The sequence below is a fragment of the Microbispora sitophila genome (genome assembly GCF_014892245.1).
Lineage (GTDB): Bacteria > Actinomycetota > Actinomycetes > Streptosporangiales > Streptosporangiaceae > Microbispora > Microbispora siamensis.
This window is the reverse complement of record NZ_JADBGC010000011.1, coordinates 330840-347435: the sequence shown is the minus strand read 5'-3', so window position 1 is coordinate 347435 and position 16596 is coordinate 330840. Positions and strand designations below refer to the sequence as shown.

The window sequence follows — 16596 nt, the reverse complement described above, 5'->3', positions numbered from 1 at the left end:
AGACCTTCAACCAGTACTGGAGCGTCCGGCAGCAGAAGAGGACCGGCGGCACCATCACCGTCGGCAACCACTTCGACGCCTGGGCCCGTTACGGGATGAACCTGGGCAGCCACGACTACCAGATCCTGGCGACCGAGGGCTATCAGAGCAGCGGAAACTCCAACATCACGATCGGCGGCTCCACCTCCGGTGGCGGTGGCTCCACGCCGCCTCCGACCGGCGGTGGCGGCGGCTGCACCGCGACGCTGTCCGCCGGTCAGTCGTGGAGCGACCGGTACAACCTCAACGTCTCGGTCAGCGGCTCGAACAACTGGACCGTGACGATGAACGTGCCGTCCCCGGCGAAGATCATCGCCACCTGGAACGTCAGCGCCAGCTACCCCAGTTCCCAGGTGCTGACCGCCAAGCCCAACGGCAGCGGCAACAACTGGGGTGTGACGATCCAGCACAACGGCAACTGGACCTGGCCCGCGGTCTCCTGTAGCGCGAGCTGATTGCGCACAACCCGCAACACCGCACCCATGGCGCGGCGGCCTCATGGCCGCCGCGCCATCCCGCTGCCGGTGGTGACCACGGCGCGAGCGGGCCCATCCCACCGGGGATTTCCCTGGCGGTCAGACCGCGCTCGCGACCGTTGTCCCCTGCAGGCGGCGCAGTTCGGCCTCCGCGTACGCCAGTCGCGTGTCCGGGATGTTGAGACGGACGACCGCCGTCCGGTAGTCGTCGAGAAGCTCCGGCAGCGACTCCCGGGCGCGCTCGTCGGGCGCGTTCTCCAGCAGGTCGGGAATCGTCTCCTCCGCCGCGTTCACGACGACCCGCCAGCGCTCGTTCTCCGCGGCGCGGTGCGCGAGCAGGACCAGGGTCAGCACGAGAGCGCGCCGCCACGTCCCCGGCGCCTCCCGGTCCAGCCGCCGAAAGCAGGCCACGGCGCGCTCGGCGGCGTCGTACGCGTCGTCGGCCGGGGACATCACGGCCATCATGTGCAGGGCCTGACCCAGCTCCGGCAGGACGTCCGTGCCGTCGACGGCATCGAGGAGCGTCACCGCCCGGCGGAGAAGGTCGAGCCCTTCCTCGATCTCACCGAGGCGGCATCGGGCGAGACCGGCCAGCCGCAGGCATCGCCCGGTTCGGGCGGTCGCGTTCTCCTCCTCCGACAGCCGCCGTGCCACGTCGGCCGCGCGCAGGGCCGCGTCGGCGGCGTGCTCGTCCTCACCGATCTCGGCGAGCCCCTCGGCGGCGGTCTCGAGAAGACCGGCAAGAACGGGCCTCGCGTCCACGTCGACGAGGGCGGCCTGCTCGAGAAGCCCGATCGCCTCCCGCGTGAACGTCAGCGACCCGGCCGCGTCCCCGGCCCGGTCGCGGGTTCTCGCCGCCGAGGTCAGGGCCCCGAGGAGGTTTGTCCGTACGGCGGTGTGGCCTTCGTCCAGGAGCGCCCGGTAGAGGTTCACGGCCCGCTCGTACGCTTCGAGCGCGCCGGCCAGATCGCCGAGGTCGGCGAGCAGGTCGGCGAGTGCTCCGGAGGCACGGGCAAGGAGGTCGCGATGGCCGGGATCCTCCGCCGCGAGGTCCTCGTACAGGCCGACCGCCTGGCGCATGTGCCTGGCGGCGCCCCCCGGCTCGCCCAGGCGGGCCAGCGCGTTCCCCGCGTCCTCGTCCGCCTGGGCCAGGAAGTAACGGAGGCCGGAATGTCCCGCCGAGACGAGGTCCTCCAGCAACGTCGCCGCACGCAGGCTCGCGGACGCGGCCTCGGCGAATCGGCCGGCGCGGGTGAGGGCCGAGCCGAGCCTGCCCACGCCGAGAGCGAGCGCTCCGACGGCCTCCTGCGTCATGGGCTCCGCGGTCTCCCGCAACGCCACGACGACCCGCAGCACCTCGATCTCTTCGCCGATCGGCCTCGTCGAGTTCGCCGAGCGCCGCGTGGTAGCCGGACAGGTTGTCCAGCGCGATGGACAGGTCACGCAGATATCTGCGCTCGCCGGGGACCAGCCGATCGTAGATGGTCACGGCCCGGGCGGCGGCGTCGCGTGCCTGCTCGGGCAGCACGAGCGAGGCGAGGTGCGCGCCCAGGCTGTTGAGCGCGTTGGCCAGGTGCTGCGGCTCGTCGCCCTGCTCGTACAGGGCGACCGCCTTCTGCGCGGCCACCACGGCCTCCTCGCGCCGCCCCAGCGGCCGGAGCTTGTTGGCGAGGTTGTTCCAGGCGCCCGCGAGGGTGGGCAGGTAGGCGTCCTGGCCACAGTTCCAGCGCGTCGCGGGCCGCCCGCTCGGCGTCGTCGTGGCGCCCGGCGCCCGCGAGGCTGCTGCCGAGGTGACCCATGGCACGTGCGATGGTCTCGCGGTCCCCGGAGTTCCGCGCCACGGCCACCGCACGCTCCGCGTGGCGCAGCGCCGCCTCGTGGTGCCCGCGGTGGAACTCCAGCTCCGCGAGGCGGCCGAGCAGCTCCGCGTGCGGTACGGCCCAGTCGGAGTCCGCGGCGGCCAACAGTTTGTACTGACGCGCGGTCACCGTCAGGATGGAGGACGCCTCGCTGAGCAGGCCCTCGCCGACGAGGATCTCCGCCAGCCGGTAAAGCTCCGGCGCCAGTCCCTCGCGGAAGTCCTCGCCGCCCGGCACTGCGGCGAGGTAGGCGTCCTTCGCCTCCATGAGGCGGCCGTGCTCCAGCAGTCGCCTGCCGTACGTCCAGAGCATGAGTGCGCGCAGGGCGGGCTCGGGGTCGGGCCTCTCGACGATCCCGACGGCCTCCGCCGCGGTCCCCAGCGCCTCGTCATCCCGGTCCAGTGCGGACAACGGGTCCGAGACCAGATGCAGGATGAGTGCGAGCTGAATGTCGTTCACCGGATGACCGGCGATCTCCCGCAGGACGGCCGCCGCCTCCAGCCCGTTCTCCACCGCCTCTTCCGGCCGGTCGAGGCGGAGCAGCGCGCTCGCCCGGTAGCGCAGCATCATCGCGAGCTGGAAGCGGCATTCGCCGCCGTCGGCCAGGACCGCCCGCGCCCATGAGACTCCCAGTTCGGCGATCTCCAGCAGGTCCGGATGCCCTGCCTGGTCCAGGAGAACCGAGTGCGTATGGCAGGTCAGCGCGACGTCCAGCGCATAGCTCGCGTCCTCCGCGGCGCAGCGCTGGTAGTGCCGCAGCGCCTCACGGTGGGCGGTCACCGCCTCCTCCACCCGCCCCAGTTCGACAAGCGACGTGCCTCGGTCCCGCACAGCGTGGGCGTACATGCCGCGGTGGCGTACGCCGAGCACCAGGTGGGGCCGGAGTACGTCTGCGCACTCCCCGAGAACGTCCACGGCCTCCGCGTGGCGTCCCCGCTCGGCGAGGAGCGAGGAGAGCATGCCGAGCGCGTTGGCGAAGTCCAGGAGGTTCCGCTCGCGGACCGGCCGGAGCAGGTCGGCGACGATCCGGCGGGTGAGGATCAGGTCGTCGACACGGCCCAGGCGTTCGAAGTCCTGGCCGATCCGGATCACCTCGTCGGTCACCGCGTACAGGAGTTCCTCGGCGTCATGGCTGTCGGGGATCGGCTCGACGCCGGGGGCGCGGGCCGCGAGCGTCTCGATCGACCGGAGCACGCCGGCGTCGATCAGGTGAGGATTGAGTTCGCCGATCCGGGCACAGGCCTCGAGGAGTTCCATAAACGGGTCTTTCGGTAGAGCGGGACATCTTTGTGTGAAACGGGAGTGATCACACCATAAGTGGCTGCTGTGAATCAGGTCCACACTGCCTTTGTCACGGTCCAGTGACGGCTGCTCGACGTGCCAGGCCGTGGCGGTGGGGGACGGTGGGCCGGATGTGTACGGTGCCGGCGCGGGCGCCGGCCGGTCCGTCTGCCCGGGCGCCATGGCAGGTGTCGCAGCCGAGAGCCGTGTACGGTCATCACGCAGAGCCGCTGCGGCAGCCGGGTGACGACGACCAGGTCACTTCAGGGGATGCGGGACATCCTCGGCCTCGGAAGTGCCGACCAGGGGCCCCACCTGCAGGATGTGGCCGTCCAGGGTGAGGCGCAATACGGCGCCGGTCCAGGCGGCGGCGAGGTCGGGCTGTTCGGCTGGGCGTTCGGCGAACAGGTCGGCCCGGTCGCGCTCGGCGGCGCCGGGCCGGTGCACGTGCCACCGGACCTTGCAGTGCGGACACTGGGCGTAGTACGCGCCGGGGAACGCCTCGATGACGGGCTCGCGCGGCCCCAGGTCCATCGCGTTGTAGAGGACGCCACAGCCGGGGCAGTGGGTGTGGAGCAGGGCGTAGAGATCGTTCGGGATGGGCATGACGCACCTCCGGGGCCTGGGACCCCGATAGCCCCAACCGGCCCCGGTGATCCGCCGTTCTCCGCGCGCCTCGCGCGGAGCGGGTCGTCACCCGGGGCACCCGCAGCGGGCGGGATGCCGTCCAGCGAGCCGGGGCTTGGCGCTGGAACTCATGACCCAGGGCGGGACATTAACGACGTAGGCCGACGATGGCCAACATCTGGACACGAACCGGGTGGCCGTGCCAGCATCTGGGCCGGGTCACGAGGCCGATCGCGCCCCTGGACGTTCGTCGGCTGGCAACCTCGCCTCACCGCGCAAGGTGCCGTCCGGGGAAGACCTGGCCGCTGCCGGCCCAGCAGGGGCAAGCGCGGATCTCCCTGCCCTCGGGTAAGGGGGTCCCGGAACCACAAGGACCCTCATGGCCTTATCCCTGAATTCCAACGGCACTGCGACCGTCCGCTCCCGCCGACCTCGACGCCTGGAGCCTCGTGTCCTGCCGGGACACCTGTACGACGTGACTTCGGCTGGATCACATCGATCCGGAGGAACTGATGGCTGACCTGGAGAGGCCTGAGCGGCGGAGCGCAGCGGACGTGCTCGCGGCCCTCGGCGACACGCTCACCCTCGTCACCGGCGTGCTCAAAGTGGATCACCTATGCGTCGTCCCTCTGACATACGCCGAGCGGGAGGCCGCCGGGCAGAAGGCGCTCAAGGAGGCCAGAACTTATGGCGAGGCCCGTGCGGCCGGCTGGTGGCAGGTCGATGACGTCGATCGTTTCCCGCACCTGCTCGACTACTACATCGAGCTCTACGAGGCCGCGAACCCCGATGCTGATCTCGACGAGATGAGTGAGGGGGAAATCGCCGCCCTGGTCTTGCCCGATGACGATGAGCCGTTCAGCCTGAACGGACATCCGGCCTTCGACATGAGCGTCTCCGAGAACGCCGAACCGAACGAACCCGACCCCGACGTGGACACCGACCATTGGATGCCCCGCGAGATCGCCGAGCGCTTCGGAGAGGTGGAGGGAGGCTGGGAGGCGATGCCCACCCACGAGTGGGAGAAGGCCGAGTTCGTCTACCCGGCGCAGCGGCGCGACGAGATCGAAGCCGCGCTTCAGGCCCTCGGCTTCACCGTCCGTCGCGACGACGACCTCCTTTGGGCCTATCTCGGGTGCTGAAAGGCCGCTTGTAGGGTGCCGGTCATGACCGGTGAGACCGACCTGCGAACACTGCTGACCACGATGCGCCCGCGGCTCAACCCTGGCCGCTACGTGTTCACCACGGTCGACGGTGACGTCCCGCCGGGCGTAAGGCCCGTCGTCACGGTCGCCGAGGAGGAGGGCCTCACGCTGGTCCTGCCGCAGGGGGAAGCCGACGCGGCGGGGCTGACGTACGACTACGTGGCGGGCTGGATCACGCTGCGCGTCCGCTCGGCGCTCGAAGCCGTAGGCCTCACGGCCGCCGTGGCGCGGGAACTCGCCGTCGCGGGCCTGAGCTGCAATGTCGTCGCCGGATTCCACCACGACCACCTCTTCGTGCCGTACGAGCGTGCCGACGAGGCGGTGGAGGTGATGGAGAACCTCGCTCGCCGACCCGCCTGACGGCTCACCGGCGGGAGCGCCGTCCTCCTTGTGGCAGACGGTCGCAGTGCGGGCATTCGTAGCGGAGGTCCGGCCTGCCCCGATGGTCCTGCTCGTAGCGGACCAGCATGCGTCGACAGCGTCCGCAGTCGTCGCCGAGCTGGCCGCTGCCGGGAACGCTGCCCGCGCCGCCGGGCCGGCGCCGCTGCGCCCGCCGTACGGCGTCGGCGAACGCGCGGTGCTCGGTCCGCAGGACGACACCGGGGTCAGGGCCGAGCAGCGACCCGCTGGCGGACCAGACGATGTCGCCGACCACGGCGCACGACTCCAGGATCGGCACGCAGGGGCGGATGTTGACGCCCTCTCGCCGTGCCCGCAGCGCTTCGGCGGGCAGGTGGCCGTCGGCCTCCGGCTCGATCCAGACCGTCACCGCCTCCGACTCGGAGTCGTCTGGGTCTACCGACCGCAGCGCGGGCAGCAGGTCGGCCAGGCCCAGCAGGGGAGTCTCGGGAAGCCACATGTCGACCGTCGCTGCCCGCGCGATGTCCTCGCGCAGCCGCTCCGCGATCCCGCTCTCGATGTGCTCGGTGACGCCACCCTCTGAGGCGACCGGGTCTTCCCAAGGCAGGCGTTTCGCCTGGGCGAGCAGGTGGGCGAAGAACATCCACACCGGGTCGCGAGCGGCCCTGGGTCGAAAGAGACTGTCGATAGCGCCGATGACCACCAGATGATCGCGTGCCCGGCTGGCGGCCACATTGAGCAGGCGCGCTCCCTCGCTGCCGGTGTCGCCTTCGGTGAACCAGGGATGTAACGGTGACACGCCGCACCCGGTGTCCACCGTGTCGTACACGATGATGTCCCGTTCACCGCCCTGGAACCGGTGCACGGTCGAGGCCGCCCACTCCTCCAGATGCACCTCGGGCAGGAGTGCCTCCAGCAGCCGTGCCTGAGGTGCGAACGGGCTGATCATGGCGAGATCCTGCGTCTGACTGGTCGCGCCGCCGACCAGGGCGGCCGCCAGCTGGGCGTGCATCAGGTTGTACCGCGAGAAGATGCCCTGCCTGCGCGCGGTGCGGGCTCTCATCGTCGAGGTGTCGATGACCACGAGCTGGGTGCTCGCCCACGGTGCCCGGCTTCTGACCGCCCTGTTCGCCACGCTTTTCGCTGTGCTGAGCGGGCTCTCCGGGTAGAAGGCTCCGCTGACGACGTAGCCGATGCGCTGCCGCATGCGGTACTGCTCGGTGAGGGCGGCCAGGCGGACGGGCGGGCGCCCCTCGGTCACCGCGCTCGCGACGCCCGCCTTCTCGAACGGGCTGCGCTTGAGCCACTCATGGACGGCGGGGGTCTCCGCCACGGCGACCGGCGGAAGCTGGCGGAAGTCCCCGGCTATGACGGTGTGCCCGCACCCGGCGCCGGCGACTAGCATCGCCAGGGCGGCACTGGTCATGCTCGCCTCGTCGAGGACGACCACGTCGAAGGTGATCTCCTTGAGTGTTTCGAGGACGACCTGGTGGGCGGTGGCGGCCACGACCGTGGCCTCCCGGCAGATCTGCCGCCGGACCGCGCGCAGTTGCCTGTCCAGCTCGTGCATGACGGCCTGCAGTTCGGCGATCTCGGTCTCGGTGCGGAGCCGCGTGGTCTCCTCCGCTGTCGTCAGCTGCCCATTGCGTCGTTTCAGCGCGTCCAGCGTCTTGCGAAGTTCCCGCAGTCGCCCGCCCACCTCCACACGGTGCCTCGCGAGCGGGGCACCGCGATCGGCCGCGATCTCGTCGACGAGGATGTGGCCGTCCGGCCGATCGGCCAGCGACGGGTCGGCGGGCTGGCCGACCCGCACCAGGTCGCCTTGCGCGAGATCCGGCATGCGCCTCAACAGCGACGTGATGGCGACATCGAGCGCCGCGTTCGTCGGTGCGGCGAGCAGCACGCGGTTCCCGCGTTCACACATCTTCGCGACCAGGGCGGAGACAGTCGTCGTTTTACCGGTTCCCGGCGGCCCCCACAACCAGGTGACAGCCGGCGCCAGTGCGAGCGCGACGGCGTTTCGCTGTCCGGCATTCAGCCCTTTCAGCTCGCGTGCGGGGAGCTTCACACGGGCGGCGGACACGGGGGGCCGTTCCGGGGTCACGACCGCCATGGCGGCGACGGCATCGAAACCCGGCCCGCCGTGGGCCAGTTCGTCAAGCCGTTCGGTCTGGGCGGCCAGCAGCCAGGACAAGTCCAGGCGCAACGTCGCCTCCCGTGCGGCGAGGGCGTCCGGAGGCATCGAGAGGGTGACGACATTGCTGAACACCGAGACCACCTCGACCTGGAACGACACGTCCTTGACGATCAAAGTGGCCTGTGTTCCCTCAGCCACGCCCAGCTCGCCTTGGGCCTCGAATCGCATCAGCTTCCGGCGGCTCGTCGCCTTCCCCGCCTCGGCCCCTGCGGTCAGCGGCACGTCGGTCTGAGTCCGGCGGCTTGTCACCGCCTTGAGCTCGTCACGGAGCGCGCGGGCCGCGCCCGCCGCGACCTCCGGCCAGCCCGCAGGTACGGGTCCTACCGGAGGCGTCGCTTCGACGGTGGCGAGCCCGAGCGGCGCCGCGATTCGCCGGACCTCCGCAGCTGCGCGTTCCTCCACGGGCGTCTGCGCGCTGCTCGGCTTCCTCCCCTCCGACACGTGCCGGTGCGGCACGTGTCTGTGCGGCTCGTCATCGACAGCGCCGTCAGCGGTGGGCGGAGCCCAGCCCCGGGGCACCCACATGTCCTCCCGCAAATCCGCCAGCCCGTGCGTGGCGCACGTCTCCCAGAGATGTCCCGGTTCGACCCAGCGCAGCCCGGCCTGGTGCACCGCCTCCAGCAGCGCGTCCTGTGGAACCGGCCCGGCCGACAGCGCCCTCTGAACGAGCGGGACGAGCCGCGACTTGTGACGCCCTGCCATCGGGCTCCCATCAATCGGAGGATCGGCCATCGCCGATCGGGGCGGACTGGATCTGGGCCGAGGGCCGTACGCGGCGGTCCTGGTCAGCGGGCATCGGCCCGATATGGCCCACTCTGTGCGAGTGCCCGTCATTAGATCAACTGTGTATCGAGAACACAAGAGCTTTGAGGGATGGACAATGTTCGTTGGTGTGGCGTAGATTCCACCGGGTGATCGGTGGGGAGGTCCTGGATCGTTCCCGGGTACCCGCCGGCACGCGTGGTTGCGCGCTTCACCGTGTCCGGTCTAGCGCAACGTGATCGATACCGGCAAGGGTCAGCGGCGAGGGACGTATGGCGACGAGTGTGACGTCGGAGAGACCGGCCATCGGAGAGCTGGTCGCGGTGCGCGGCCAGCGCTGGGTGGTCGGCGAGGTCGAGTCCGGCGAGAGCAGCACCCTGGTGACCCTGCAGAGCGTCGAGGACGGCCGGTACGGCGACACGCTGGAGGTCGTCTGGGAGATCGAGCCCGGCCGCCGCGTGCTGCCGAGCGGCTCGCTGCCCGACGTCACCCCGGACGGGTTCGACTCGCCCGAGCGGCTGGCCGCGTTCCTCGACGCCATCCGCTGGTCGGCCGTCACCAGCGCCGACGTCAAGACGCTGCAGGCGCCGTACCGCTCCGGGGTGGCCATCGAGGACTACCAGCTGGAGCCGGTCTCCCGCGCCCTCGACGCGCCTCGCGTCAACCTGCTGCTCGCCGACGACGTGGGTCTCGGCAAGACCATCGAGGCCGGGCTCGTCGCCCAGGAGTTGTTGCTGCGCCACCGCGCCCGCACCGTCATGATCGTGTGCCCGGCGGGCCTCACGCTCAAGTGGAAGGACGAGATGGCCGAGAAGTTCGGCCTCGACTTCACGATCATCGACACCGAGCGCTGCGCCCAGGTCCGCCGTACGCACGGCAGCGCGGCCAACCCGTTCACGGTCTATCCCCTGAGCATCGTGAGCCTGCCTTGGCTGCGCGGGCAGAAGGCGCAGCGGCTGCTCGACGAGGTGCTCGACCCGAGCGCGATGGAGCGCCGCTTCGACCTGCTCATCCTCGACGAGGCCCACCACGTGGCGCCCGCCGCGCCCAAGCAGGTGTACGCGGTGGACTCCCAGCAGACCAAGCTCATCCGCCGCCTCGCCCCGCACTTCACGCACCGGCTGTTCCTGTCGGCGACGCCGCACAACGGCTATCAGGCGTCGTTCACCGCGCTGCTGGAGATCCTCGACGACCAGCGGTTCGCCCGCGGCGTCGACCCCGACCAGGCCGCCGTCAAGGAGACGGTGATCCGCCGGCTCAAGCGTCACATTGTCAACGCCGACGGCACCAAGCGGTTCGTCGATCGGGAGGCGAGCGCGATCCCGGTCGTCTACCCGCCGGACGAGCGCGAGGTGCACGACCTGCTCAAGCAGTTCGCGCAGGTGCGCCGGGCCAGGCTCAACAAGAACGTCAAGGGCCGCAAGGCCGCCGACCTGGTCACGCTGCTGCTCAAGAAGCGCCTGTTCTCCAGCCCCGCCGCCTTCGCCCACACCCTCGACGTCTACCTCGCCGGCGTACGCGAACCCGTCGAGGTCCGGCAGGACGATGACGACTTCGAGGAGTGGATGGACGACTTCTGGGAGGAGACCGCCACCCTCGACGACGAGCCGCTCGCCGAGGCCGAGGACGACGCGCTGTCCCTCGCCGCGCCGATGCAGGGCGTCGCGGGCGACGAGGAGATCGAGCTGCTCAAGCGGATGCGCGCCTGGGCCCGCGACTACGAGTCCTCGCCGGACACAAAGGCACGCGAGCTGATCAATTACCTGCGCGCGGTCTGCCATCCGGGAGACACGTGGGAGAACGAGCGGGTCGTGGTCTTCACCGAATATCGCGACACCCAGAAGTGGCTGGTCGACCTGCTGCGCCAGGAGGACCTCGGCGACGACCACCTCGCCGTGCTGCATGGTGGCATGTCCGCCGACGAGCGTGAGCAGCTGCGGGTGGCGTTCCAGAAGGACCCGAGCGAGCATCCCGTACGCATCCTGGTCGCCACCGACGCCGCCAGCGAGGGCATCGACCTGCAGAACCACTGCCACCGGCTGGTGAACTACGACATCCCGTTCAACCCCAACAAGCTGGAGCAGCGTATCGGCCGCGTCGACCGCTGGGGCCAGAAGCGCACGCCGGACATCCGCCACTTCGTCGGCACCGGCTGGGACAAGGCCGTCGACTCGTACGAGGCCGACCTGGAGTTCCTGTCGCGAGTGGCCAACAAGGTCGCGCAGATGGAGGAGGACCTCGGCTCGGTCAACGCGGTGCTCGCGCGGGCCGTGCAGCGGCGCATGCTGGGCGACATCCCCGACTACGACGTCGAACAGGCGGGTAATTCCGCGGGTGCCGTCCCGGCCGAGACGAACGTCCGCGACCAGGTACGCAAGCTGCGCGCCAACCTGGACGAGACGGTCGCCGAGCTGGGCATCACTCCGGCGAACGTCAAGCGGGTCGTCGACACGGCCCTGGAGCTGGCCCGGCAGCAGCCGCTCACGCCGCATCTCGACGAGAAGCACCTCACCGAGGGCCTGTACGGCGTGCCGCCGCTCACCGGTTCGTGGGAACGCGCGGGCGCCGGGCTGCTGGCCAAGACGACGCGCAAGGACGAGACGCCGCGCCAGCGGCCGGTGACCTTCGACGCCGAGGCCACCTTCGATCCCGAGGGCCGGGTGCGTGACGACGTCGTGCTCGCCCACCTCGGGCATCCGCTGGTCGCCATGTCCACCCGGCTGCTGCGCGCCGCCGTGTCCAACGCCGAGATCGGCCTGCATCGTGTTACGGCCGTGGTCAGTGACGATCCCGTGCTGGAGACCACCCTGGCCGGGGCGTTCTCCCGGTTCGTGCTGGTCGGCGGGGACGGCGTGCGGCTGCACGAGGAGGTCCTGTTCGCGGGCGGCTGGATGCCTTCGGACACCGGCCGGTTCCGCCGGCTGGAGAACCTGACAGTGCTCGGTGGCATCCTCGACCGCGCCCTCACGCAGGGAACCCCCGCCTCCGCCCCCGTACGGCACCGTCTGGCCGAGGCGTGGCCGCGTGTCGCCGGCCCGCTGCTGCAGTCGATCGACTGGCGCACCGAGCAGAAGCAGGACCAGCTCGAACGCAAGCTCGCCCAGCGGATGGAGGCAGAGCAGGCGCGCGTCACCGCCAACCTGGAGCGGTTCGAGGCCACCCTGCGGGCCAAGCTCGCCGAGGGTGACCAGGGCGACGCGCTGTTCAGCCGGGCCGAGGCGGCGGCCACCAAGGAAGAGCGCGACCAATACCGCAGAGACCGCAGATCCTGGGAGGAACGCCTGGCCGGGCTCGGTCGCGAACATGACCGGGAACTGAAGGCGATCGCGGCGCGCTACCGCGACCCCCGGCCGCACCGGTTCCCGGTGGCCGTAGTCTTCGTCGTGCCGAGGCGGGAGGCCGTTCGATGAGCAGGTTGACTAAGGACGTCGACCACCAGGGGTGGCTCGCGCTGGTCGAGGTGAGCGGCCCGTTCCTCAGCCTTCCGGTGCTGCGCGCCACCTGGCCGGCGCTCGACGCGGTCGACAAGCAGCAGCGGGACAAGCTCCGCCTCGCTCACACCGCCTGGCAGCAGGGCGGCGACCGCCGCGCCTGGATCGAGCACGTCCTGCGAGGTCTGCTGCGCTGGGACGACGCCGTCCACATCGGCGGGCTCGACCACCTGGCCGTCGACGTGCCCGAGCACGACACCACGATCACGCCGGCGTTCGCGCTGGCCGTGCCGGGCCACCAGCCCAAGCCCGACACCGTACGGCTGCTCGGCACGATCACCAGCGGGCATCCGACGGCCCGCATGAAGCACGCCAAGTGGGCGGCCACCCCCGCCGACCGGATGGCGCAGCTGTGCCGTCACCACGGCGTGGAGCTGGGCCTGGTTACCGACGGCCGCTGGTGGACGCTGGTCTGGGCGCCGCGCGGCGGCGTGACGACGACGGCGACGTTTGACGCGATCCCGTGGCCGGAGGCGGCCGAACGCGACGTGCTGCGTGCGTTCGTCTCGCTGCTCGGCTTCGGCCGGTTCTTCTCGTTCCCGGATTCGCAGCGCCTGCCCGCGCTGCTCAAGGCCAGCCTGGACAGCCAGGAGGACATCACCGAGGCCCTCGGCGTCCAGGTGCGCCAGGCCGTCGAACTGCTCGTTGCCGCCATCGGCCGGGCCGGCGTGCCCGACGACGTCACTGCCCATGAGGTCTACCGCGGCGCGGTCTCGATCATGATGCGCGTCGTCTTCCTGCTGTTCGCCGAGGAGCGCGGCCTGCTGCCGTCCGACAACAAGGTGTACGCCACGGCGTACTCGGCCGGGCGCCTGTGCGCCGAGCTGGAGCAGCGTGCGATCGAGGGCAGCGAGGAAGAGCTGGAAAACAGCCATGCCGCCTGGCACCGCCTCCTCGCACTGTTCCGCGCCGTGCACAGCGGAGTTGAGCACCCGCGCCTGACCATGCACGCCCACGACGGGTCGCTGTTCGACCCAGACGCGCACGCCTGGATGCCGCTGACGATCGACGACCGCACGGTCATGCACATGCTTCGCGCCGTGCAGTACGTCGAGGTCGGCAGTGGCAAGAACCGCGAGCGGCGCACGCTCAGCTTCCGCATGCTCGACGTCGAGCAGATCGGCTACGTGTACGAGGGCCTGCTGTCCTTCGACGGCTTCCGCGCGGCGGATGTGGTCGTCGGTCTGGTCGGCAAGCCCGGCCGCGAGGAGGAGGTCGAGCTCCACGACCTGGAGGCGCTGGCCCGGAACGCTTCCGGCGACCTCGCTGAGAAGCTGGCGGAGAAGTACAAGGACTCGGGAATCGGCAGCCCGGCCGCGCTACGCAAGCGGCTCGCCCCGCTGGACGAGGCCGGTGAGCTGGAGGCCACCCGGCGACTGTTGGCCGTCACCGCCGGCGACGCCGACCTCGCGCGGCGGCTGCTGCCGTACGCCGGGCTGCTGCGCGACGACCTGCGCGGCCTGCCCGTGGTCATCCTGCCCGGCGCGCTGTACGTCACCGAGTCGGCGCTTCGCAAGAACACCGGCACGCACTACACGCCGAAGTTCCTGGCCGAGGACGTGGTCAAGAACGCCCTGGAGCCGCTGGTCTACTCGCCGGGACCGCTGCAGACGGCCGACCGCTCGCAGTGGAAGCTGCGGAGCTCTGCCGAGATCATCGGTGGCGACGGCCACCGTGGCCTGAAGATCGCCGACATTGCCATGGGCTCGGCCGCGTTCCTCGTCGCCGCCGCGCGCTACCTGGGGGAGCGGCTGGTCGAGGCGTGGTCGCAGGAGGGCCGCGAGGAGGCGGCCGCCTACCTGGAGACCGCCGAGGACCGTACAGCCGACGCCGATGCCGATCCGGTCGTCATCGAGGCCCGGCGACAGGTCATCGAGCACTGCCTGTATGGCGTGGACATCAACCCGATGGCCGTCGAGATGGCCAAGCTGTCGCTGTGGCTGGTGTCGATGGACTCCTCCCGGCCGTTCACCTTCGTGGACGACCGCCTCGTGGCCGGCGACGCGCTGCTCGGCATCACGTCGCTGGAGCAGCTGGAATACATGCACCTCGTGCCGTCGCGCGGGCGCAAGCTGTTCAGTGACTCGGCGCTCGACTTCACGAAGGATGTGCAGCGCATGGTGCGCGGCACCGCCGAGAAGCGCCGGCGCCTCGTCGACATCTCAGTGGAGGAGAACGGGATCGACGCGCTGAACAAGAAGCGCAGCATCCTGTTCGAGATCGACAGCGAGACCCGCCAGCACCGGCTTTTTGCCGACCTGCTGGTCGGGGCGTCGCTGCGGTACGCCGTTGAGCATGGCAAGATCAGCGACCCCACGGCGGCCCCGGAGGTCGGCAAGCTCCGCGGCTTCGACCGTGCGTCGCTGCACGCGGCGCAGCTCGCGAGCAGCGTCGTGAACGGCACGCCCGGCAGCATGCCCAAGGCCGAGGAAGCTCGGAAGGAGTGGCTTGCCACCGACCAGGTCCCCGGCACCTTCAACCGCCGTCCCGTCCACTGGCCGCTCGTCTTCCCCGAGGTCTTCGAAGAGAAGCCCGGCAGCGGTGCCGCCGAGCCCGGCGACCTCCCGATCCGCTCGGGTACGGCCGGCCCGGGTTTCGACGCCATCATCGGCAACCCGCCCTTCTTAGGGGGCCAGAAGATCACCGGTTCTTCCGGTGAGGCATATCGGGAACATTTGATAGGTGCTCTTGGTCGCGGAGCGCGGGGCAGTGCTGACCTTGTTGCCTACTTTGTACTTCGGGCGCACGACCTACTGGGCGAATATGGTCAAACCGGCCTGATCGCGACGAACACCCTCGCTCAAGGCGACACGCGTGAAGTCGGCCTTGACCAGCTCCTGGCCGAGGGAGTGACGATCCGTCTGGCCGTCAAGAGTAAACCCTGGCCATCCAAGTCGGCTGTGCTCGAATACTGCGCTATCTGGACGAGTTGGGCCGCGCCTGCAGAGGAGGGCCAGAGAGTCCTTGATGGCCAAACTGTGCAGGCTATTACAGCCTCCCTGGATTCGGAGTCGCGAGTTGGAGGGAACCCGTACCGGCTCGCTGCAAGCCGTGGTATCGCCTTCAAGGGCACCGAGGTAACCGCTATTGACGGATTCACAATGACGCCCGAGCGGGCACTGGCGCTTATAGAAAAGAATCCGAGGAACGCCCTGATCCTTTTCAAGTTCATTAACGGGGAGGACCTGAATTCTCGACCCGACTGCTCTGGGCGCCGATGGATTATCAACTTTCATGATTGGGAGGAGATTCAGGCTAAGCAATATGAGGAACCCTACGATCAGATCCTGCGGCTGGTGAAGCCTGCTCTTGCGAGCAACAACAATCCGCAGCTTCGTGAGTTCTGGTGGCGCTATAAGCGGCCAGCTCCTGCCTTGCAGGCAGCTATTGCAGGACTGGAGCGAGTAATAGCGATCACGCTGGTGAGCAGGGTCGTGATGCCGGTGATGGTCCCGACTGGGCAGGTCTTCTCTCACAAGTTAGGCGTGTTCGCAACGGATGACAGCGCACTGCTCGCTCTGCTGTCGAGCGCGCCCCACTACTGGTGGACGGTCAGACGAAGCTCCACGATGAAGGCGGATATCAACTACTCACTTTCGGATGTCTTCGAGACGCTGCCGTTGCCGGAGCTGACGCAGGAGATGCGGGAGCTGGGCGATCGGCTCGACACGTACCGGCGGGAGCTCATGCTCGCCCGGCAGGCCGGCCTCACCGCGACGTACAACCTGGTCAACCACCCGGCGTGCCAGGACGAGGACATCGTCGAACTGCGCCGCATCCATCGAGACATCGACGCGGCGGTCTGCCGGGCCTACGGCTGGGACGACATGCTCGACAACCTCGACCACGGCTTCCACGCGGTCGGCGGCCGGGAGACCCGCTACACGGTCGGCCCGACCGCGCAGCGTGAGTTCGTGGACCGCCTGCTCGAACTCAACCACGAGCGCTATGCCGAAGAAGTCGCCAAGGGCCTTCACGACAAGAAGAAGTCCGCCAAGCCCAAGCCTTCCAAGCCCGCTCGTACTCCCAAGCAATCGGATAGCACTCCGCCAGCCTTGTTTTGAAGGAGTGCGTGAGTGCTCCAAACAGCCGAACCATACCTCTAAGGATTCGCCAGGAACGACGATGACCGTATGAGCCTCGTAAGTAGCCGGAGAGATGCGGCATTTTTACGCTGAGGCGCTGTGGGGTTAGCGACCCGTCACTTGTCGACACGCGGTCTTGCGGCGCCGAGCTAGCTGTCCAGCGACCTCGAATTCGGCTGTAAGGTCCGGTTCTATTCCTGCTGAGACTTCACGC

9 protein-coding genes and 2 riboswitches are annotated in these 16596 nt (G+C 69.5%); of the genes, 5 read left to right on the top strand and 4 right to left on the bottom strand.

Annotated elements, in window-relative coordinates:
• Positions 1 to 494 (top strand): glycoside hydrolase family 11 protein (locus tag IL992_RS22360; RefSeq protein WP_193205298.1); only part of this gene is annotated, 494 nt, incomplete at its 5' end.
• 120 nt (positions 495 to 614) lie between these two features.
• Here IL992_RS22360 and IL992_RS22355 read toward each other — a convergent pair.
• The 3 genes from IL992_RS22355 to IL992_RS22345 all read right to left on the bottom strand — a co-directional run bounded on the left by IL992_RS22355 (position 615) and on the right by IL992_RS22345 (position 4261).
• Positions 615 to 1871 (bottom strand): soluble NSF attachment family protein, encoded by a 1257-nt coding sequence (locus IL992_RS22355; protein ID WP_193205297.1) that lies wholly within the window; start codon positions 1869 to 1871, stop codon positions 615 to 617.
• A gap of 83 nt (positions 1872 to 1954) precedes the next feature.
• On the bottom strand, positions 1955 to 3631 hold the full coding sequence (locus tag IL992_RS22350) for a tetratricopeptide repeat protein (protein WP_193205296.1): 1677 nt from the start codon (positions 3629 to 3631) through the stop codon (positions 1955 to 1957).
• A gap of 282 nt (positions 3632 to 3913) precedes the next feature.
• Positions 3914 to 4261 carry a hypothetical protein gene (locus tag IL992_RS22345; protein WP_193205295.1) on the bottom strand — a complete coding sequence of 116 codons (348 nt, stop codon included), beginning with the start codon at positions 4259 to 4261 and terminating at the stop codon, positions 3914 to 3916.
• Positions 4262 to 4309: 48 nt separating this feature from the next.
• A riboswitch (SAM riboswitch) is annotated at positions 4310 to 4418 on the bottom strand.
• Positions 4419 to 4499: 81 nt separating this feature from the next.
• A riboswitch (SAM riboswitch) is annotated at positions 4500 to 4617 on the top strand.
• A 219-nt stretch (positions 4618 to 4836) separates the two neighbouring features.
• Here IL992_RS22345 and IL992_RS22340 point away from each other — a divergent pair.
• Both IL992_RS22340 and IL992_RS22335 read left to right on the top strand, forming a co-directional pair.
• A complete protein-coding gene (locus IL992_RS22340) occupies positions 4837 to 5424 on the top strand; it encodes a hypothetical protein (protein WP_193205294.1) in 588 nt (195 codons plus the stop codon).
• 24 nt (positions 5425 to 5448) lie between these two features.
• The gene (locus tag IL992_RS22335; protein WP_193205293.1) at positions 5449 to 5847 is read left to right on the top strand and encodes an ACT domain-containing protein; all 399 of its coding nucleotides are present in this window, start codon (positions 5449 to 5451) and stop codon (positions 5845 to 5847) included.
• Between the two features lie 4 nt (positions 5848 to 5851).
• Here the strand turns inward: IL992_RS22335 and IL992_RS22330 are convergent, their stop codons facing one another.
• Positions 5852 to 8746, bottom strand: a complete 2895-nt coding sequence (locus IL992_RS22330) for a DEAD/DEAH box helicase (protein ID WP_193205292.1) — start codon at positions 8744 to 8746, stop codon at positions 5852 to 5854.
• Between the two features lie 344 nt (positions 8747 to 9090).
• On the opposite strand from IL992_RS22330, the gene drmD reads away from it, so the two are divergent.
• Both drmD and IL992_RS22320 read left to right on the top strand, forming a co-directional pair.
• Complete coding sequence (gene drmD / locus IL992_RS22325; protein WP_319018728.1) at positions 9091 to 12216, top strand: DISARM system SNF2-like helicase DrmD; 3126 nt, start codon at positions 9091 to 9093, stop codon at positions 12214 to 12216.
• Positions 12213 to 16361, top strand: a complete 4149-nt coding sequence (locus IL992_RS22320; RefSeq protein ID WP_193205290.1) for an Eco57I restriction-modification methylase domain-containing protein — start codon at positions 12213 to 12215, stop codon at positions 16359 to 16361. Before drmD ends, IL992_RS22320 begins: the two co-directional genes overlap by 4 nt.
• Positions 16362 to 16596 lie beyond the last annotated feature (235 nt).